The organism is Streptomyces sp. P9-2 (genome assembly GCF_051903975.1).
Classification (GTDB): domain Bacteria; phylum Actinomycetota; class Actinomycetes; order Streptomycetales; family Streptomycetaceae; genus Streptomyces; species Streptomyces cellulosae.
The window spans coordinates 4,466,787-4,484,442 of the sequence record NZ_CP192633.1 but is presented as its reverse complement, the minus strand read 5'-3'; the positions used below and the strand labels follow the sequence as shown (position 1 = coordinate 4,484,442).

The following is a 17,656-nucleotide window of genomic DNA, read 5'->3' as shown; positions in this document are numbered from 1 at the left end:
GGACGCGTACCCGTTCGCATGTCGCGCAACCCTGCGATTCACGCGCCTCACGCGCGCCCCGCCGGGCCCCTTCGCACGTCAGAGGGCGGACCCCCTCCAACCCCTCCGAGCGGCATCGCTATCATATGAGCACCCTCTAGCTCGAAAGATGATGCTGTGACTGTCAACGAAGACTCGTTCACCAACTGGAAGCACCGCGAGGAGATCGCGGAGTCGATGATCCCGATCATCGGGAAGCTGCACCGGGAGCGGGACGTCACCGTCCTGCTGCACAGCCGCTCCCTGGTGAACAAGTCGGTGGTCAGCATCCTCAAGACGCACCGCTTCGCCCGGCAGATCGCGGGCGAGGAGCTCTCGGTCACCGAGACCCTGCCGTTCCTCCAGGCGCTCACCACGCTGGACCTCGGCCCCTCGCAGATCGACATCGGCCTGCTGGCGGAGGCCTACCGCGCGGACGACCAGGGCAAGTCCGTCGCCGAGTTCACCGCCGAGGCCGTCGCCGGCGCCACCGGCGGCAACAAGATCGAGCGCCGCGAGCCGCGCGACGTCGTCCTCTACGGCTTCGGCCGCATCGGCCGGCTCCTCGCCCGGCTGCTGATCGAGAAGTCCGGCTCCGGCAACGGCCTGCGCCTGCGCGCCGTCGTCGTCCGCCGGGGCGGCGAGCAGGACATCGTCAAGCGCGCCTCGCTACTGCGCCGCGACTCCGTGCACGGCCAGTTCCAAGGCACGATCACCGTCGACGAGGCGAACAGCACCATCGTCGCCAACGGCAACGTCATCAAGGTCATCTACGCCAACGACCCGGCCGAGATCGACTACACCGCGTACGGCATCGACAACGCGATCCTGATCGACAACACCGGCAAGTGGCGCGACCGCGAGGGCCTTTCGCAGCACCTGCGGCCCGGCATCGACAAGGTGGTGCTGACCGCGCCCGGCAAGGGCGACGTGCCGAACATCGTGCACGGGGTCAACCACGACACCCTCAAGCCCGACGAGCGCATCCTGTCCTGCGCCTCCTGCACCACCAACGCGATCGTGCCGCCGCTGAAGGCGATGGCGGACGAGTACGGCGTGCTGCGCGGCCATGTGGAGACCGTCCACTCGTTCACCAACGACCAGAACCTGCTGGACAATTACCACAAGTCCGAGCGCCGCGGCCGGTCCGCGCCGCTCAACATGGTGATCACCGAGACCGGCGCCGCGTCGGCCGTCGCCAAGGCGCTGCCCGACCTCAAGGCCCCCATCACCGGCAGCTCCATCCGCGTGCCGGTGCCGGACGTGTCGATCGCCATCCTCAACCTCCAGCTGGGCCGCGCCACCAACCGCGAGGAGGTCCTCGACCACCTGCGCAACGTGTCGCTGACCTCCCCGCTGAAGCGCCAGATCGACTTCATCAGCGCGCCCGACGCGGTCTCCAGCGACTTCATCGGCTCGCGGCACGCGTCGATCGTCGACGCCGGCGCCCTGAAGGTCGACGGCGACAACGCGATCCTCTACCTCTGGTACGACAACGAGTTCGGCTACTCCTGCCAGGTCGTCCGCGTCGTCCAGTACGTGTCCGGCGTGGAGTACCCGACGTACCCGGCCCCCGCGGTCTGAGTCACCCGCACGACGGGCGGGGCGGGGCCGGCGAGTTGTCCGGCCCCGCCCCGGTCTGCCCGGCTGACCGGCGGTAAGGGCCAGATCCATAACGATCACCCCGTACCGGTTGAACGGGCCGATCCGCTTCCTAGTCTTCGCACATGCCCCTCTTCAGTACGCGCCCCGGCCGACGTCCCCGTCTCTCCCGCTCCCTGGGAGACACCCAACTGGACCGAGTTCTCGGGAAGGTGAGCAGGCGGGGGAGCGGGAAGGCCGCCGACGTCGAACTGATCGGCGAACTGCTGGAGGAGACCGGGGACGACTGGGACCTGCGGGGCCACCGGGTGTCCGTGCTGGCCGCGGCCGCCGCCGGCACCGGTGTCGCCGAGACCTGGCTGGAGCGCGCCCCGGACGACGTGGACGCGCTGGTGTTCCACTGCTGGACCACCCTGGTGCGCGCCCTGGAGGAACGGCGCCTCGACGACACCGACGCGCTGATCACCCGGTGCCACCGGGCCGCCGAGCTGTCCCCGGACGACCCGCTGCCGTGGGTGGTGCTGCTCGGCACCGCGCGCGTCGTGCGCTTCGACCACAAGGACGTCGACGCCCTCTGGCGACAGGCCACCGGCCGCGACCCCTGGAACCGCGAGGCGTTCCTGCAGATGCTCGCCCTGCTGTCGCCCGAGGAGGGCGGCTCCAGCGCCTCGGTCCTCGACTTCGTCGACGCGGTCCGCACCCGCATCCCCGCCAACGCCCCCTGCGCCGCCGTCGAACTCACCGCCGCCGTACGGCAGTACCAGGGGCTGCTCGCACAGGGCGGGATGCGCGCGATGACCGCGAGTCAGCTCTTCGAGAGCGGACACCTGGCGGCAGCACTGCACCAGGCCGCGGCGCTGTGGCCGAAGCCGGGGTTCTTCCAGCACGCGGCGGCGCCGGCCGACCTCAACGTCCTGGCGTACGCGCTGTGCGCGGCCGGGCGCGCGGCGGAGGCCCACCCGGTGTTCCAGGCGCTCCAGGGCATGGTCACCCCGTGGCCCTGGGACGTCGACGGAGACGCGGTCCAGCGGTACGAACAGCATCTGGCCAAGGCCGAGCGCGGCCGCCAGGGCGGCATCGGCGGCGGGTGACCCGCGCGCCCCGGCGGCCGCGCCCTCTCAGACGCGGGACAGCAAGGTGGCGACAGCGTCCCGCAGCGTGGCGGCCGGGTTCCCGGCCGGTCCCTCGTGGCGCCAGGCCACGAAGCCGTCAGGCCGCACCAGCACCGCGCCGTCCGGCGTGACCCCGTGGGCCTCGGCCCAGTCGGCGCCCGACTCGGGCACCAGGTCGGCGTCCTCGCCCACCCCGTACGCGTCCAGCGGCACGGGCAGCGTGGCCGCCACCTCGGCCGCGGCGGCGAGCCACGGGCTGTGCGGGGAGGCGAGCAGGACGAGGGAGCGCTCGTAGAGGTCGAGCGTGGAGACGCGGGCGCCGGCCCGGTCCAGCCACAGGTGCGGCGCGCGGCTGCCGGGCTCGCCGGTCAGCGTGAGGGCGTCCGGCACCACCGGCGTCGCCGGGTCCGCGCCGAGGACGGCGCCCCGGGGGTAGCGGTAGCCGAGGGCCACGTTGAGGATGCCGCGCTTGCGGCCGACGAGCGCCGCCGCCTCGGCGTCGGGGGTGTAGCCGGGGTGGCTGTGCTCCACCGAGCGGGAGGAGGCGCGGGCGCTGGTCGCCTCGGCGACGGGCCGGCGCTCGGCGTCGTAGCTCTCCAGCAGGCCGGGTCCGGCCCAGCCGCCCAGCACGGCGGCCAGTTTCCAGGCGAGGTTGTGGGCGTCCTGGATGCCGGTGTTGGAGCCGAACGCGCCGGTGGGCGACATCTCGTGCGCCGAGTCGCCGGCCAGGAACACCCGCCCCTGTCCGTACCGCTCGGCGACCCGCTCGGCCGCGTGCCAGGCCGCCCGGCCGGTGACGGTGACGTCCAGGTCCGGCACGCCCACCGCCCGCCGGATGTGCTCGGCGCACCGCTCGTCGGTGAACTCCTCGAGCGTCTCGCCGTGTTCGGGGTGCCAGGGGGCGTGGAACACCCAGTGCTCGCGGTTGTCCACCGGCAGCAGCGCCCCGTCGGCTTCCGGGCTGGTCAGGTAGCAGACGATGAAGCGGCGGTCGCCGACCACGCCGGCGAGGCGGCGCGAGGTGAAGGTGACGCTGACGTTGTGGAACAGGTCGCCGGGGCCGTTGTGGCCGATGCCGAGCCGCTCCCGGACGGGGCTGCGGGGGCCGTCCGCGGCGACCAGGTAGTCCGCCCTGATCGTGGTGTGCTCGCCGGTCTCCCGGCTCTTGACCAGCGCTGTCACCCCGTCGCCGTCCTGGTCGAACGACATCATCTCGGTACTGTAGCGTAGGTCGCCGCCCAACTCGCGGGCGCTGCGCAGCAGCACCGGCTCCAGGTCGTTCTGGCTGCACAGGCACCAGGCGGCGGGGCTGAAGCGGGCCAGGCCGCCGCCGGGGTCGATCTCCCGGAACAGCCACTCGCCCGCGTCCCCCACCAGGCTCGGCGTCTGCAGGATGCCGTGGTTGTCCTGCAGGACCGACGCCGCCTCGACGATGCGCCCCTGCACCCCGGCGGTGCGGAACAGCTCCATCGTGCGGACGTTGTTGCCCCGCCCGCGCGGATGGATCGAGGTGCCCGCGTGCCGCTCGACGAGCGTGTGCGGCACACCGAGCCGCCCCAGGAACAGGGACGTCGACAGGCCCACCAGGGAGCCCCCGACGATGAGGACGGGCGTGCGGTGGACCGCCTCGCCGGTCGTGCCCGATCGGTTCATTGAAACGCCTCCAGCGTTCGCCCGGGTCGTGGTTGAGGAACGGGACGCTGATGTCATCCCCGGTGCGGGGCCCTTCGCGTCCGCGCGGCACCCGGATGGCGCGCGGTTCACCCGGCTGCACCGTGTCGCTCGCGCGCTCCCCGGGCCGACCCGACCATCGACACATGGCGACCCCCTGCCCGTCGGACACGGAGGTCGTTCCTGACCTTCCGTGAAGAGCTTCCGGAAGAGCCCCGACGCAGGGGTTTCCCCAACAAGAGGAGAGGTGCGCCGGATGACCATGTCGGGACGCATATCGCAGTCGGCCTTCGACGGCTCCAGGCTGCGGGTGATCCTGCTGCTCGACCTGTACGAGGGAGCACAGGAGCAGTTCCTCGAGGCGTACGAGCACATGCGGAACAAGGTCGCGTCCGTACCCGGTCACATCAGCGACCAGCTGTGCCAGTCGATCGAGAACCCGTCGCAGTGGCTGATCACCAGCGAGTGGGAGAGCGCCCCGCCGTTCCTCGCGTGGGTGAACAGCGAGGAGCACGTGGAGACCGTCCGGCCGATGCACAGCTGCGTGCGGGACACCCGGTCGATGCGCTACAGCGTCGTGCGCGAGACCACCCCCGACCGGCCGCTGAGCGACACGGCGACGGCGGGCCTCCAGTCGGCCGTGCGGGTCGGCGACGGCGTGGCGCGCCACGCCCTCACCTTCACCGTCAAGCCGGGCTCCGAGTCCAAGGTGGCGGAGCTGCTGGCCGGGTACGAGTCGCCCAAGGCCCAGGTCGACGACACCACGCGGCTGCGCCGCACCTCGCTGTTCATGCACGGCAACCGGGTCGTGCGGGCCGTCGAGGTGGAGGGCGACCTGCTCGCCGCGCTGCGCCACGTGGCGCGCCAGCCGGAGGTGCGGGCGGTCGAGGAGGCCATCAACCCCTATCTGGAGCAGGACCGGGACCTGACCGACCCCGAGTCCGCGCGGCTGTTCTTCACCCGGGCCGCGCTCCCCGCCGTGCACCACGTCACGGCCGGCCGGCCGGAGCCCGAGGGGCTGCGGCGGCACGCGCTGTACTACCCGGCCCTGCGGGGGCGCGGCATGGACCTGGCCCGGTTCCTCGCCCACCAGGACGAGGCCGCGGCGGGCGACCCGGACAGCCCGGTGCACGCGAGCACCGTGTTCCAGCGGGACGACATCGTGGTCCGTCTCGTCGACGTCACCGGCGACCTCGACCTGGACCCGCCGGCCGCGCTGGGCATCAAGGGCCCGGGCAAGGCGGCGGAACTCCGGCGGCTGCTGGACGGCGCCGCGATCGGCGTCGAGGGCGACCTGGACTCGGAGCGCAACCTCAACCGGCTGCTGTCGCACGCCGACATGCTGCCCGTCACCGACCGCAGCGCGGCGGCTTCCTGACGGTCGACCACGGTGACGTCCGCCGGCCGTCGCGCCGGGGACGTCACCGGAACATCCGGAGGTATCAACCATGTCCAAGCAGCATCCACGCATCGTGGACCTGAGCGAGACGGAACCCAACCGCCGGCGCGGGGGTGACCTCAGGACCCTGCTCACCCCCGCCACCGTGGGCTCCACGAGCGGCTTCATGGGGCTGGCCGTCATCAAGCCCGGCGAGCGGATCGCCGAGCACTACCACCCGTACTCCGAGGAGTTCGTGTACGTCATCGACGGCTCGCTCGAGGTGGACCTGGACGGCGAGCCGTTCGCGCTCCGCGCCGAACAGGGGCTGATGATCCCCATCGACATGCGGCACCGCTTCCGCAACGTCGGCGACGAGGAGGCCCGCATGGTGTTCCACCTCGGTCCCCTCGCCCCCCACCCGAGCCTCGGGCACGTCGACACCGAGGAGACCGAAAGCGCGCTGTCCGGGCCGCAGTTGACGGTGGGCGGGCCGGAGGCGGGCCGTCCGGCCGAGCCGAGCGAGGCCATAAAATGACCCGGCGGGTGGCCGTCACCGGTATAGGTGTGGTCGCTCCCGGCGGCATCGGGGCGACGGCGTTCTGGGACCTGCTGTCCGCAGGCCGCACCGCGACCCGCGGCATCACCCTGTTCGACCCGGCGGGCCTGCGCTCACGCATCGCCGCCGAGTGCGACTTCGACCCGTTCGAGCACGGCCTGGACGCGGACCTGAGCCAGCACGCCGACCGCTACATCCAGTTCGCCGTGGTCGCGGCCCGGGAGGCGGTCCGGCAGTCCGGGCTCGACACCGGGGCCCTCGACCCGTGGCGCACCGCGGTGTCGCTGGGCAGCGCGGTCGGCGGGACCACCCGGCTGGAGCACGACTACGTGCTGGTCAGCGAGCGCGGCCGGCGCTGGGACGTGGACCACACCAAGGCGGACCCGAAGCTGCACCTGGCGTTCTCGCCGAGCACCCTCGCCTCCACGGTGGCCGAGCAGTTCGGCGCCCGGGGCCCGGTGCAGACGGTGTCCACCGGCTGCACCTCCGGACTCGACGCGGTCGGCTACGCCTTCCACACCGTCGCGGAGGGCCGGGCGGACGTGTGCATCGCGGGGGCGTCGGACTCGCCGATCTCCCCCATCACGATGGCCTGCTTCGACGCCATCAAGGCGACGTCGCCCAACAACGAGGACCCCGAGCACGCGTCGCGTCCCTTCGACGCCCGCCGCGACGGGTTCGTCATGGGCGAGGGCGCGGCGGTCCTGGTGCTGGAGGACTACGAGCACGCGCGGGCGCGCGGCGCGGACATCCTCTGCGAGATCAGCGGCTACGCCACCTACGGCAACGCCTACCACATGACCGGCCTGACCAGTGAGGGCCTGGAGATGGCCCGTGCGATCGACAGCACCCTCGACCAGGCCCGGCTCGATCCGACCCGGATCGACTACGTCAACGCGCACGGTTCCGGGACCCGGCAGAACGACCGGCACGAGACGGCCGCGGTGAAGCGGTCGCTGGGGGCGCACGCGTACGAGACGCCCATGAGCTCCATCAAGTCGATGGTGGGGCACTCGCTCGGCGCCATCGGCGCGATCGAGGTGGCCGCCTGCGTGCTCGCGCTGCGGCACCAGGCCGTGCCGCCGACGGCGAACTACGAGACCCCCGACCCGGAGTGCGACCTGGACTACGTGCCGCGCACCGCCCGCCCGCGGAAGCTGGAGCACGTGCTCTCCGTCGGCAGCGGGTTCGGCGGTTTCCAGTCCGCGGTGCTGCTGTCCGGTACGGGCGGGAGGACACGATGAGCAAGCGGCGTTCCGGGCGTGCGGCCGTCACCGGCATCGGTGTGGTCGCGCCCAACGGACTGACGGCCGACGCCTACTGGAAGTCGGTGAGCGAGGGCCTCGGCGTCCTGGACCTGATCACCCGCGAGGGCTGCGAGGATCTGCCGCTGCGGGTGGCGGGCGAGGTGCGGTCGTTCGACCCGGCGGCCCTCGTCGAGGACCGCTTCCTGGTGCAGACCGACCGCTTCAGCCATTTCGCGATGGCCGCGGCGGCGCTCGCCCTCGACGACGCCGGGCTGGGCGGCGAGCCCGCCGACCCGTACTCGGTCGGCGTGGTCACCGCGGCCGGCTCCGGCGGCGGCGAGTTCGGCCAGCGCGAGCTGCAGAAGCTGTGGGGCCAGGGCTCGAAGTTCGTCGGCCCCTACCAGTCGATCGCCTGGTTCTACGCGGCGAGCACAGGCCAGATCTCCATCCGCGGCGGTCTCAAGGGGCCGTGCGGGGTGGTCGCGAGCGACGAGGCGGGCGGTCTGGACTCCCTCGCGCACGCGGCCCGGGCGGTGGGGCGCGGCACCGACGTGATGGTGGTGGGGGCGGCGGAGGCGCCGCTGGCCCCGTACTCGATGGTGTGCCAGCTCGGCTACCCCGAGCTCAGCACCCTCGACGACCCCGACCGCGCCTACCGTCCGTTCACCGAGAAGGCGTGCGGGTTCGTGCCGGCCGAGGGCGGCGCCCTGCTCGTCGTCGAGGACGAGGAACGTGCGCGTGAGCGCGGGGTGCCGGTGAGAGGTGTCGTCGCCGGTCACGCGGCGACGTTCACGGGGACGTCCCGCTGGGCGGAGTCCCGGGAGGGCCTCGCCCACGCGATCACCGGCGCCCTCGACGAGGCGGGCGTCGCGCCGGAGGAGATCGACGTCGTGTTCGCCGACGCCCTGGGCGTGCCCGAGGCGGACCGCGCGGAGGCGCTGGCGATCGCCGACGCCCTCGGCGCGCACGGCACACGGGTGCCGGTCACGGCGCCCAAGACCGGCTTCGGCCGGGCGTACTGCGGTGCGCCCGTGCTGGACACGGTGGCGGCGCTGCTGGCCATGGAGCACGGCCTGGTGCCGCCCACGCCGGGCGTGTTCGACATCTGCCACGACCTCGATCTGGTGACGCAGCACGCCCGCCCCGCCGAGCTGCGCACCGCCCTCGTCCTCAGCCGGGGACTGATGGGCTCCAACGCGGCGCTGGTCGTGCGCCGCGGTGACGATTCCGCCCGGTGATCCGGGCGGGGAAGGAGCAGTCACCCATGATCACCACCGAAGTGACCTTCGACGAACTGGCCGCCCTGATGAAGCAGGCGGCCGGCATCACCGTCGACCCCAAGGAACTCAAGGACGCCGCGGAGTCCCCCTTCGACTCCTTCGGTCTGGACTCGCTCGGCCTGCTCGGCATCGTCGGCGAGCTGGAGAACCGGTACGGCGCGTCCCTGCCGCCCGACTCGGAGCGGTGCAGGACACCCCGGGAGTTCCTCGACCTCGTCAACAGCACCCTCACGGCTGGAGCCTGAAAGTGGCAGGACACACCGAGAACAGCATCACCGTCGACGCTCCCTTCGAGCTCGTCTGGGAGATGACGAACGACCTCGAGAACTGGCCGCGGCTGTTCAGCGAGTACGCGTCGGTGGACATCCTCTCCCGGGAGGGCGACACGACGACGTTCCGGCTGACCATGCACCCGGACGAGAACGGCAAGGTGTGGAGCTGGGTGTCGGAGCGCACCCCGGACCGCGGGAAGCGGATCGTGCGCGCCCGCCGCGTGGAGACCGGCCCGTTCGCCCACATGGACATCCTGTGGGAGTACGAGGAGGTGCCGGGCGGGATCGAGATGCGCTGGACGCAGGACTTCGCGATGAAGCCCGACGCCCCGGTCGACGACGACTGGATGACGGACAACATCAACCGCAACTCCCGCACCCAGATGGCGCTCATCCGGGACAAGATCGAGCAGGCCGCCCGCGAGAACGAGACGGCGTCCGTCGCGTCCTCGCGCTGAGCACCGGTCCCGCCGGGGACCCGGAAGGAATCCCATGCACCACGCCCTGATCGTCGCCCGGATGAAGCCCGGTTCGGCGCCGGACATCGCCGACGTGTTCGCCGCGTCGGACCGGGGTGAGCTCCCCCACCTGGTCGGCGTCAGCCGGCGCAGTCTCTTCCAGTTCGGGGACGACGTGTACCTGCACCTCATCGAGTCGGAGCAGGACCCGGCGCCCGCCATCGCGAAGGTGGCCTCGCACCCCGAGTTCCGCCGCATCAGCCAGGAGCTGGAGGCGTACGTCAGCCCGTACGACCCGGCCACCTGGCGCGGCCCCAAGGACGCCATGGCGCAGTGCTTCTACCGCTGGGAGCGCGGCGCCGGCTCCTGAGCCGCCGCACGGCAAACCCCGAGGCCGCCGGTTCCGCGTCAGTCGCGGAGCCGGCGGCCTCGGGGTGTTCACGGCTACGGCGTGGCGGGGACGGTGCACTCGAAGGCGTGCAGATACGCGTTGACCGGGCGGATCTCGCCGATGACGAGGCCCGCCGCGGTGAGCCGGTCCACCATGCTCTGCCGGGTGTGCTTGGCGCCCCCGACGTTCAGGAGCAGCAGCAGGTCCATGGCGGTGGTGAAGCGCATCGACGGGGTGTCGTCGACGAGGTTCTCGATGACCACGACCCGGGCGTCGGGGCGCGCCGAGCGACGGACGGCGGCGAGCACCCGTCGGGTGCTGTCGTCGTCCCACTCCAGCACGTTCTTGATGATGTAGACGTCCGCCTCGACGGGCACGTCCTCGCGGCAGTCGCCGGCCACGATGCGGGCCCGGTCGGCGAGGGCGCCGCCGTCACGCAGCCGGGGGTCGGCGTTCTCGACGACGCCCGGCAGGTCGAGCAGGGTCCCCCGCAGGTGCGGGTGCTTCTCCAGGAGGCTCGCCAGGACGTGCCCCTGGCCGCCGCCGATGTCCACCACGGAGTCGGCGCCGTCCAGGTCGAGCAGCTTGGCGACGTCGCGCGCGGACTGCTCGCTGGAGGTGGTCATGGCCCGGTTGAACACGTGGGCGGACTCGGGCGCCGACTCGTTGAGGTAGGTGAAGAACTCCTCCTCGTACACCTCCTCGAAGACGTTGCCGCCGGTGCGCACCGCCTCGTCGAGGCGCGGCCAGACGTTCCACGTCCAGGGCTCGGTGCACCACAGGGCGATGTACCGCAGGCTGTGCGGGTCGTCCTCGCGCAGCAGCCGGGACATGTCGGTGTGCTCGAAGGTGCCGTCGGGGTTCTCGGCGAAGACCCCCTGGCACGACAGCGCGCGCAGCAGCCGCCGCAGGGTGTGGGGCTGGGTCTTCACCGCCGTCGCCAGGTCGTCGACGGTCATGGGGCTGTCGTCCAGCGCGTCGGGCACGCCCAGACGGACGGCGGCGCGTACGGCGGCCGCGCAGGCCGCCCCGAATACGAGCTCCCTCAGCCGCATGGGCGGCGGGGGAGCCGGATCAACGGTGGTCATCCGTTGCCTCGCTTCTGCTGTTGTGCCAGGGGTGGGGGAACAGGGTCGGTCAGCACATTCCGGTGGGTTCGGAGAGCGTGCAGGTGTTGCGGCCGAAGGTGTTGCTGGTGGCGGTGTCGCGGTTGGCGAGGTCGGCGGGGCTGTTGCCGGTCACCAGGTTGTCGCGGATGTCGTTGCGCTCGCTGGGCGTGCCGACGAGGCTCTTGAACAGCACGATGCCGCCGGACAGCGGGGAGGTTCCCTTGTTGTTCTCGACCCGGTTGAACGCCACCCGGGTCTCCTCGACGCCGGTGAGGACGATGCCGGAGCCCTGGAGGAAGGGCAGGCGGGGCGTCGCGGCGCAGTACTTGTTGTTGTCGTGGACGTGGTTGAAGGTGACGCTGAGGTGGCCGGCCTTCGGGGTGGACTCGTCGCCGACGAGGAACACGGCGGCGCAGTTCCCGGTGGCCTCGTTGTGGTCGACGCTGAGGTTCCGCAGCCGGCGTACGGTGACGCCGACGCGGTTCTCCGCCGTCTCGTTGTAGCGGACGACGGTCTTCTTCGCGTCGCGCGCGCCTTCCTCGGTGTCGACGGTGTTGGCGACGAACAGCCCGGCGTCGCCGTTCTTGCGGGTGACGTTGTGGCTGATCACGCTGTGCGCGGAGCGTTCGGTGGCGATCCCCCACTGGCCGTTCTTCTCGGAGATCACGTACCGCACCCTGAGGTTCTCGGTGCCGGTCGCCCACACCCCGTTCTTCTCGAACCCGCGCACCGTCAGGGACCGTACGGAGACGTCCTTCACCGGCTTCTTGTCGGTGCCGGTGACGCAGATGCCGTTGCCCGCCTTGGCGCAGGCGGACGTGCCCGCGCCGGCAGGGGGTTCCAGGACGGTGCGGCCGGCGACGTCGCCGCGCAGGGTGATGCCCGAGCGCGTGATGTCGACGCTCTGCTTGTAGGTGCCGGCGGCGAGCAGGACCGTGTCCCCGGACTTGGCGGCGTCCACCGCCTTCTGGATGGACTGCCCGGGCTGTACGCGGTGCACGGCCGACTGATGGGTCGAGGTGGAGGGTGCGGCGCCCATTCCCGCCGCCACGACGGCGGTGGTACAGGCGAGATACGCGATGTGACGTTTGTTCATGAGGCCGAAGCTATGAGCGGCCCTGGTGGCCCGCCACCGGTGATCGCCCAGCCGGGCGCGGGCCGGAGAGCGGCGTTTTCCCGCCCCCGCGCGGCCGCTTCCCGGCCGCTCGCCCGTTCGGCTGGTGGGCGGGTGTCCCCCGCAGTAGCGTCGGGAACGCGGCCCCGGTGTCGCACCGCCCGGCCGCCCATCCCCCGCGCATCCACGTCGGGAGGCGCCCATGGCGACCGGCACCCCATACCCCCAGGACCTCGCGGACCAGTCCGTGGTGGTGATCGGCGCGAGCTCCGGCATCGGCCTCGCGACGGCACGTCAGGTGCGCCGGCGCGGCGGCCGGGTCGTGATGGCGGGACGCGACCCGAAGCGGCTGGAACGCGCGGCCGAGGAGGTCGGCGCGGAGCGGGCCGCGCCCCTCGACGCCGCCGACACGGGCCGCCTCCGGGCGTTCTTCGACGCCCTTCCGGGACCCGTCGACCATGTGGTGTCGACCGCCGGGTCCCCCTTCTACGCGACGCTCGCCGACCTCGACGTCGACGAGGCGCGCTCCCATGTCGGGGAGCGGCTGGCCCTCACCCTCGGGGTCGCCAAGTACGGCGGCGCGGTGACGCGGGACGGCGGGACGCTGGTGTTCGTCGGCGGGACCGGCGGGCGGCGTCCCGGGATCGGCGCGTCCGTGACCTCGGCGCTGACGGCGGCCCTGCCGGCGCTCACCGCGAGTCTGGCGGTGGAGCTGGCGCCGGTCCGGGTCAACCTCGTCGCGCCCGGCTTCGTCGACACGCCCCTGTCCGCGTCCCTCCTCGGCGACCGCATCGAGGAGCGCCGCGAGCGACTGCGAGCGACCCTCCCGACACGGCGGGTCGTCGGCCCGGACGACGTGGCCGCGGTGATCCTGCACCTCATGGTCAACGAGGCCGTGACGGGCGCGACGTACGACGTGGACGGCGGCCAGCAGCTGGTGCCGCCCTGATCACGCGGCGGCGCCGGCGTGCGGGCGGAGCCCCTGCCCGCACGCCGGGCGATGTCGTGGCCGGAGGTGGACACTGGAAGGACGCTGCCCAGTCGACCATCCGAGTGCACGGAGGCGGGCATGAACGGCACTTCCCCGGCCTACGACGTGGTGGTTCTCGGAGCGGGACCGACGGGGGAGAACCTCGCCGACCGCACCCGCGCCGCCGGACTCACCACGGTGATCGTGGAGAACGAACTGCTCGGCGGCGAATGCTCGTTCTGGGCGTGCGAACCGAGCAAGGCGCTGCTGCGCCCCGTGCTGGCGCGCGCCGACGCCCGGCGCGTCCCGGGTCTGCGCCGGGCGGCCGAGGGCCCGCTCGATGTGCCCGCCGTCTTCGAGCACCGTGACGCGATGGCCGCGCACTGGCAGGACGCGGACCAGGAGGAGTGGCTGGACTCGGTCTCCGTGGACCTGGTGCGCGGGCACGGCCGGCTGAACGGACCCCGCCAGGTCACCGTGGACACGCCGGACGGGGAGCGGGTGGAACTGACCGCGCGGCACGCGGTCGGGGTGTGCACGGGCACGGTCACCGCGTTCCCCGATCTGCCGGGGCTGGCGGACGTCCGCCCGTGGACCAACCGGCAGGCGACGGCGGCACGGCGGGTGCCGGACCGGCTCGCGGTGGTCGGCGGCGGAGTGGTGGCCGTGGAGATGGCCACGGCGTTCCGGGCGCTCGGCTCCGCCGTGACGATGCTGGTGCGGGGCGGGCTGCTGGGCCGGATGGAGCCGTTCGCCGGGGACATGGTGACGGACGCGCTGCGCGAGGCCGGGGTGGACGTGCGGTTCGGCAGGTCGGTGGCCGCGGTGGAGCGCGAGGGCGGCGGGGACGGGCCCGTGCGGGTCACGACGGACGACGGGGACACCCTGGTCGCGGACGAGATCCTGTTCGCCACCGGCCGCGCCCCGCACACCGGCGACATCGGCCTGGAGACGGTCGGACTCACCCCGGGCGACTGGCTGCCGGTGGACGACTCCTACCGCGTGCCCGAGATCACCGAGGGCTGGCTCTACGCCGTCGGGGACGTCAACCACCGCGCTCTGATGACCCATCAGGGCAAGTACCAGGCGCGGATCGCGGGCGCGGTGATCGGGGCGCGCGCCAAGGGGGAGCCGCTCGACGACGGCAGGTGGGGACGGCACGCCCCGACCGCCGACAGCGCCGCCGTGCCGCAGGTCGTCTTCACCGAACCGGAGGTGGCGTCGGTGGGTCCGACCGCGCGGGAGGCGGAGCGGGCGGGGCTGAAGGCCGACGTCGTGGACTACGACATCGGGAAGATCGCGGGCGCGGTGCAGTACGCGGAGGGGTACCGGGGGCGGGCGCGGGTGATCGTCGACAGCGAGCGGAGGAACGTCGTCGGGGCGACGTTCGTGGGGCCGGGCGTCCAGGAGCTGCTGTACTCGGCGACCGTCGCCGTCACCAGTGAGGTGCCGGTGGACCGGCTGTGGCACGCCGTCCCGGCGTTCCCCACGATCAGCGAGGTGTGGCTGCGGATCCTGGAGACGTACCGGGACAGCGACGGGTCGGCGGGCTGACGGGCCCCGAGGGGGTCAGCCGGGCGTCAGCACCATGCGGAAGCGGGCGCTGCCGTCCATCATCTTCCGGAAGGCGGTGTTCGCCTCGCTGAGCGGCAGGACCTCCGTCATGGGGCGGATGCCGTGCCGGGCGGCGAAGGTCATGGTGTCCTGAACGTCCTGCGCGGTACCTGAGGGGTGGCCGCGCACCAGCCGTCCCTTGAGGATCAGCTGGAAGGGGCTGATGGGCATCGGGGCGGGGGTCGCGCCGATGACGACCAGCTCACCGCGCGGGCCGAGGCCGTCCACGGTCTCCGCGATCGCCGCGGAGTTGCCCGCGGTTGCCAGCACCACCTTCGCCCCGCCGAGCGCCTGCAGGGCCTCCGCCACGGGCCCCGCCGTGCTGTCGACGTAGTGGTGGGCGCCGAGTTGCTTGGCGAGGTCGGCCTTGCCCGCGCCGCGCGCGATCGCGACCGTCTCGTAGCCCATGGCCGCCGCGAAGCGCACGGCCAGGTGCCCGAGGCCGCCGATGCCCTGGACCGCCACCATGTCGTCCGGCCGCGCGCTGCTGCGCCGCAGCCCGTTGTACACGGTGACGCCCGCGCAGGCCATGGGTCCCGCGTCGGCCGCGGAGAGCACGTCGGGGATGCGGGCGAGGGCGTCGACGGGCGCGACGATCGCCTCGGCGAAGCCGCCGTCGTAGGCGTGGCCGGGGATCTTGAGGTTGTCGCAGACGATGAAGTCGCCCCGGCGGCACGGGACGCAGTGACGGCAACTGCCGCCGAACCAGCCGACGGTGACCCGGTCCCCCACCTGCCAGCCCATCTCCTCGGCGCCGTCACCGAGTTCGTCGATACGGCCGGCGGTCTCGTGTCCCGTCACCAGCGGGAAGGGCGTGCCGGGCATCCCGGCGGAGACGAACATGGCGTCGCTGCGGCAGACCCCGCAGGCCTCCACCGCGATCCGCACATGACGCGGGCCCGGCCGTGGCACCTCGCGCTCCGCGATCTCGAACGACCCGTTGGGGGCGGGGACTTGGGCGACTCGGTACGTGTTCATGGTGTCACTCCGGGGCCGGCGGCGACCGTGAGGGGGGTCAGGATTCGGGGCTCGGGGCGGGACGCCGCCCGGTGTCGCCTCCTCCCGCGTGGCACGCGGGAGTGTCCATCCCACCACCGGTGCGGAGGGGCGGCAACACGGGACGGCCGGGCCCCGGGGAGCTCGCCCGGAGTGTTCAGTCGCCGCGCCAGATGTTGTCGAAGGCCGCGGCCTCGATGGTGCGGCGCTGCCGCTCGCCCGCCAGTTCCGTGACCGCCTGGAGCACCGCCGCCAGCACCGTCGTCCGCTCGTCGTCGAGCTCGTCGGACTCCTCGGCGCCCTGCCCGGTCAGACCGACGGCGGCCGCGAGCGCGCCGAGCACGGGTTCGCCCGACGAGCGGCGCTCCCCCGCCGCCCGGGCCGCCGACGGGTCGGCCGGTGCGGTGCGCTGCCGCCGCAGCGGGTTGCGGCTCCGCCGCTCGGGCTCGACGAGCCCTTCCTCCTCGAGGACGGTCCGGTAGCGTCCGGCGAGGTCGCGGCCCCGGCGCCAGAGCCAGTCGTCCACGGTCTCGCCCGGTCCGCCGTCCGCCAGCCACCGCGCGGCCTCGGACAGCAGGGGGTCGCCGGCCGGCGCGGGCCCGGCGGGGACCAGGAGTGTGCCGTCGAGGGTGAGGGCCTCGGCGTCGAGGAGGTCGATCAGCTCCGCCCCCGCGAGGGCGAGCGACAGGTCGCCCTGCTCCACCACGGTCCTGTCCCGCGGGTCGGCGGCGACGAGGGCCAGGTCACGCGCTGTGGTCATGGTCAACTCCGGTCAGGCGGGAGGCCGTCACCTCCACGGTCCCACACCCGGGCCCGCCCGGCGCGTCCCGCCCTTCCCCCTTCCCGAGCTGCGAAGCTCCCCCGGACGGGTGATGCTGGACGTCTGGCGGCGAAGTGCCTTCCACCCCCCTCGCCCCGCCGGCAACCGCGTCCTCACCGACGGTTCCGTCCCGCCGCGCCCTCCTCTCCCCGCCGCGGGACGACCGCGCCTTCTCCCGCCCTGAGGAGTCCTCATGCTGAAGGGTTACACCGTCCCCCTGTCCCCGAAGGGCGAGGCCAACATCGCGCCCACACCGCCGTGGCACTACGCCGGCGACATCGTCGGCGTCGAGTTCTTCACGGAACCGTCCGCCGCCGAGGCGACGCTCCCCGAGGGTCTCGACCCCGACCCGGACACCTCGGGCAGGGTGGTCGCGTTCTTCGTGGACTGGCAGTTCAACGGCGAGCAGGACGAGTACCTGGACCCGGTGCGCAGCCAGTACCGGGAGTTCTTCGTCCTGGTCGACGCCCGGTACCGGGACCGCCCCGTGTCGTGGTGCCCGTACATCTACGTGGACAACCACCACGCGCTGGCCCGCGGCTGGATCCAGGGGTTCCCGAAGAAGGCGGGCAACGTGCACCAGACCCGGGTGTTCGCCTCCCCCGGCAAGGCGTCGCCGAGGCTCGCGCCCGGCGCCCGCTTCGGGGCGACCGTCTCGTCCGACGAGCGGACCCTCGCGGAGGCGCGCGTCACGCTGGAGGCGCCGATGGAGGACCCGACGCCCCTGCTCGCCCGGGACACGATCAACCTGCGCCACTTCCCCACCCTGGAGCCCGGCAAGTACGACAAGCCGGCCGTGCACGAACTGGTCCGCATGGACTACGCCGACCAGCAGGTGGCGGACGTGTGGACGGGCACGAGCGAGATCACGCTGTTCCCGGCCGTGGGCGAGGAACTCGCGGACCTCGCGCCGGTCCGGCCCGGCATGGGCTTCCGCGCGTCGATGTCCTACAACGTCACGCAGGTGGAGCCGCTGGGCTAGGACCTTCCGTTCCGGCACCCCCCGAATCACCGCATCCCCGCATCCCCGAGGACAGGGACCATC

The 17,656-nt window shown here is 72.8% G+C and carries 17 protein-coding genes; 12 read left to right on the top strand and 5 right to left on the bottom strand.

What is annotated here, in order from left to right; all coding sequences use genetic code 11:
• Positions 1-156: 156 nt before the first annotated feature.
• A complete protein-coding gene (locus ACQY0Z_RS20610; protein ID WP_137208593.1) occupies positions 157-1,602 on the top strand; it encodes a glyceraldehyde-3-phosphate dehydrogenase in 1,446 nt (481 codons plus the stop codon).
• A gap of 143 nt (positions 1,603-1,745) precedes the next feature.
• Complete coding sequence (locus ACQY0Z_RS20605; RefSeq protein WP_439812639.1) at positions 1,746-2,711, top strand: hypothetical protein; 966 nt, start codon at positions 1,746-1,748, stop codon at positions 2,709-2,711.
• A gap of 27 nt (positions 2,712-2,738) precedes the next feature.
• On the opposite strand, the gene ACQY0Z_RS20600 is transcribed toward ACQY0Z_RS20605, so the two are convergent.
• Positions 2,739-4,385, bottom strand: a complete 1,647-nt coding sequence (locus tag ACQY0Z_RS20600; RefSeq protein ID WP_381728087.1) for an FAD-dependent oxidoreductase — start codon at positions 4,383-4,385, stop codon at positions 2,739-2,741.
• Positions 4,386-4,659: 274 nt separating this feature from the next.
• Between ACQY0Z_RS20600 and ACQY0Z_RS20595 the strand changes: the two genes are divergently transcribed.
• The 7 genes from ACQY0Z_RS20595 to ACQY0Z_RS20565 all read left to right on the top strand — a co-directional run bounded on the left by ACQY0Z_RS20595 (position 4,660) and on the right by ACQY0Z_RS20565 (position 9,967).
• Positions 4,660-5,781 carry a SchA/CurD-like domain-containing protein gene (locus tag ACQY0Z_RS20595; protein WP_439812638.1) on the top strand — a complete coding sequence of 374 codons (1,122 nt, stop codon included), beginning with the start codon at positions 4,660-4,662 and terminating at the stop codon, positions 5,779-5,781.
• 70 nt (positions 5,782-5,851) lie between these two features.
• Complete coding sequence (locus ACQY0Z_RS20590; protein ID WP_137208597.1) at positions 5,852-6,319, top strand: cupin domain-containing protein; 468 nt, start codon at positions 5,852-5,854, stop codon at positions 6,317-6,319.
• The gene (locus ACQY0Z_RS20585; RefSeq protein WP_189902151.1) at positions 6,316-7,584 is read left to right on the top strand and encodes a beta-ketoacyl-[acyl-carrier-protein] synthase family protein; all 1,269 of its coding nucleotides are present in this window, start codon (positions 6,316-6,318) and stop codon (positions 7,582-7,584) included. Before ACQY0Z_RS20590 ends, ACQY0Z_RS20585 begins: the two co-directional genes overlap by 4 nt.
• Positions 7,581-8,825: a ketosynthase chain-length factor gene (locus tag ACQY0Z_RS20580; RefSeq protein WP_347225722.1), complete on the top strand. Its 1,245-nt coding sequence runs from the start codon at positions 7,581-7,583 to the stop codon at positions 8,823-8,825. The genes ACQY0Z_RS20585 and ACQY0Z_RS20580 overlap by 4 nt, the downstream gene beginning before the upstream one ends.
• Before the next feature lie 26 nt (positions 8,826-8,851).
• Positions 8,852-9,112, top strand: a complete 261-nt coding sequence (locus ACQY0Z_RS20575) for an acyl carrier protein (RefSeq protein WP_093547852.1) — start codon at positions 8,852-8,854, stop codon at positions 9,110-9,112.
• A 2-nt stretch (positions 9,113-9,114) separates the two neighbouring features.
• On the top strand, positions 9,115-9,597 hold the full coding sequence (locus ACQY0Z_RS20570; protein WP_189906925.1) for an SRPBCC family protein: 483 nt from the start codon (positions 9,115-9,117) through the stop codon (positions 9,595-9,597).
• 34 nt (positions 9,598-9,631) lie between these two features.
• On the top strand, positions 9,632-9,967 hold the full coding sequence (locus tag ACQY0Z_RS20565) for a TcmI family type II polyketide cyclase (protein WP_048456506.1): 336 nt from the start codon (positions 9,632-9,634) through the stop codon (positions 9,965-9,967).
• A gap of 74 nt (positions 9,968-10,041) precedes the next feature.
• Here the strand turns inward: ACQY0Z_RS20565 and ACQY0Z_RS20560 are convergent, their stop codons facing one another.
• Positions 10,042-11,076 (bottom strand): methyltransferase, encoded by a 1,035-nt coding sequence (locus ACQY0Z_RS20560; RefSeq protein WP_189906936.1) that lies wholly within the window; start codon positions 11,074-11,076, stop codon positions 10,042-10,044.
• A 49-nt stretch (positions 11,077-11,125) separates the two neighbouring features.
• Positions 11,126-12,193: a right-handed parallel beta-helix repeat-containing protein gene (locus ACQY0Z_RS20555; RefSeq protein WP_347225721.1), complete on the bottom strand. Its 1,068-nt coding sequence runs from the start codon at positions 12,191-12,193 to the stop codon at positions 11,126-11,128.
• Positions 12,194-12,413: 220 nt separating this feature from the next.
• On the opposite strand from ACQY0Z_RS20555, the gene ACQY0Z_RS20550 reads away from it, so the two are divergent.
• Together ACQY0Z_RS20550 and ACQY0Z_RS20545 are read left to right on the top strand one after the other, a co-directional pair.
• Complete coding sequence (locus tag ACQY0Z_RS20550) at positions 12,414-13,160, top strand: SDR family oxidoreductase (protein WP_254585276.1); 747 nt, start codon at positions 12,414-12,416, stop codon at positions 13,158-13,160.
• A 120-nt stretch (positions 13,161-13,280) separates the two neighbouring features.
• A complete protein-coding gene (locus tag ACQY0Z_RS20545) occupies positions 13,281-14,735 on the top strand; it encodes a dihydrolipoyl dehydrogenase family protein (RefSeq protein ID WP_254585277.1) in 1,455 nt (484 codons plus the stop codon).
• Between the two features lie 15 nt (positions 14,736-14,750).
• On the opposite strand, the gene ACQY0Z_RS20540 is transcribed toward ACQY0Z_RS20545, so the two are convergent.
• Positions 14,751-15,773 carry an alcohol dehydrogenase gene (locus tag ACQY0Z_RS20540; protein ID WP_439812637.1) on the bottom strand — a complete coding sequence of 341 codons (1,023 nt, stop codon included), beginning with the start codon at positions 15,771-15,773 and terminating at the stop codon, positions 14,751-14,753.
• Positions 15,774-15,948: 175 nt separating this feature from the next.
• The gene (locus ACQY0Z_RS20535; RefSeq protein ID WP_347225719.1) at positions 15,949-16,551 is read right to left on the bottom strand and encodes a GOLPH3/VPS74 family protein; all 603 of its coding nucleotides are present in this window, start codon (positions 16,549-16,551) and stop codon (positions 15,949-15,951) included.
• Between the two features lie 253 nt (positions 16,552-16,804).
• Here ACQY0Z_RS20535 and ACQY0Z_RS20530 point away from each other — a divergent pair, with 253 nt between their 5' ends.
• Positions 16,805-17,593: an acetoacetate decarboxylase family protein gene (locus tag ACQY0Z_RS20530; RefSeq protein ID WP_439812636.1), complete on the top strand. Its 789-nt coding sequence runs from the start codon at positions 16,805-16,807 to the stop codon at positions 17,591-17,593.
• Positions 17,594-17,656 lie beyond the last annotated feature (63 nt).

Excerpts from the sequence above, each read along its gene's own strand:
- ACQY0Z_RS20605 (WP_439812639.1), top strand. The coding sequence starts at position 1,746 with ATGCCCCTCTTCAGTACGCGCCCCGGCCGACGTCCCCGTCTCTCCCGC.
- ACQY0Z_RS20600 (WP_381728087.1), bottom strand. The coding sequence starts at position 4,385 with ATGAACCGATCGGGCACGACCGGCGAGGCGGTCCACCGCACGCCCGTC.
- ACQY0Z_RS20595 (WP_439812638.1), top strand. The coding sequence starts at position 4,660 with ATGACCATGTCGGGACGCATATCGCAGTCGGCCTTCGACGGCTCCAGG.
- ACQY0Z_RS20590 (WP_137208597.1), top strand. The coding sequence starts at position 5,852 with ATGTCCAAGCAGCATCCACGCATCGTGGACCTGAGCGAGACGGAACCC.
- ACQY0Z_RS20585 (WP_189902151.1), top strand. The coding sequence starts at position 6,316 with ATGACCCGGCGGGTGGCCGTCACCGGTATAGGTGTGGTCGCTCCCGGC.
- ACQY0Z_RS20580 (WP_347225722.1), top strand. The coding sequence starts at position 7,581 with ATGAGCAAGCGGCGTTCCGGGCGTGCGGCCGTCACCGGCATCGGTGTG.
- ACQY0Z_RS20575 (WP_093547852.1), top strand. The coding sequence starts at position 8,852 with ATGATCACCACCGAAGTGACCTTCGACGAACTGGCCGCCCTGATGAAG.
- ACQY0Z_RS20565 (WP_048456506.1), top strand. The coding sequence starts at position 9,632 with ATGCACCACGCCCTGATCGTCGCCCGGATGAAGCCCGGTTCGGCGCCG.
- ACQY0Z_RS20560 (WP_189906936.1), bottom strand. The coding sequence starts at position 11,076 with ATGACCACCGTTGATCCGGCTCCCCCGCCGCCCATGCGGCTGAGGGAG.
- ACQY0Z_RS20555 (WP_347225721.1), bottom strand. The coding sequence starts at position 12,193 with ATGAACAAACGTCACATCGCGTATCTCGCCTGTACCACCGCCGTCGTG.
- ACQY0Z_RS20550 (WP_254585276.1), top strand. The coding sequence starts at position 12,414 with ATGGCGACCGGCACCCCATACCCCCAGGACCTCGCGGACCAGTCCGTG.
- ACQY0Z_RS20545 (WP_254585277.1), top strand. The coding sequence starts at position 13,281 with ATGAACGGCACTTCCCCGGCCTACGACGTGGTGGTTCTCGGAGCGGGA.
- ACQY0Z_RS20540 (WP_439812637.1), bottom strand. The coding sequence starts at position 15,773 with ATGAACACGTACCGAGTCGCCCAAGTCCCCGCCCCCAACGGGTCGTTC.
- ACQY0Z_RS20535 (WP_347225719.1), bottom strand. The coding sequence starts at position 16,551 with ATGACCACAGCGCGTGACCTGGCCCTCGTCGCCGCCGACCCGCGGGAC.
- ACQY0Z_RS20530 (WP_439812636.1), top strand. The coding sequence starts at position 16,805 with ATGCTGAAGGGTTACACCGTCCCCCTGTCCCCGAAGGGCGAGGCCAAC.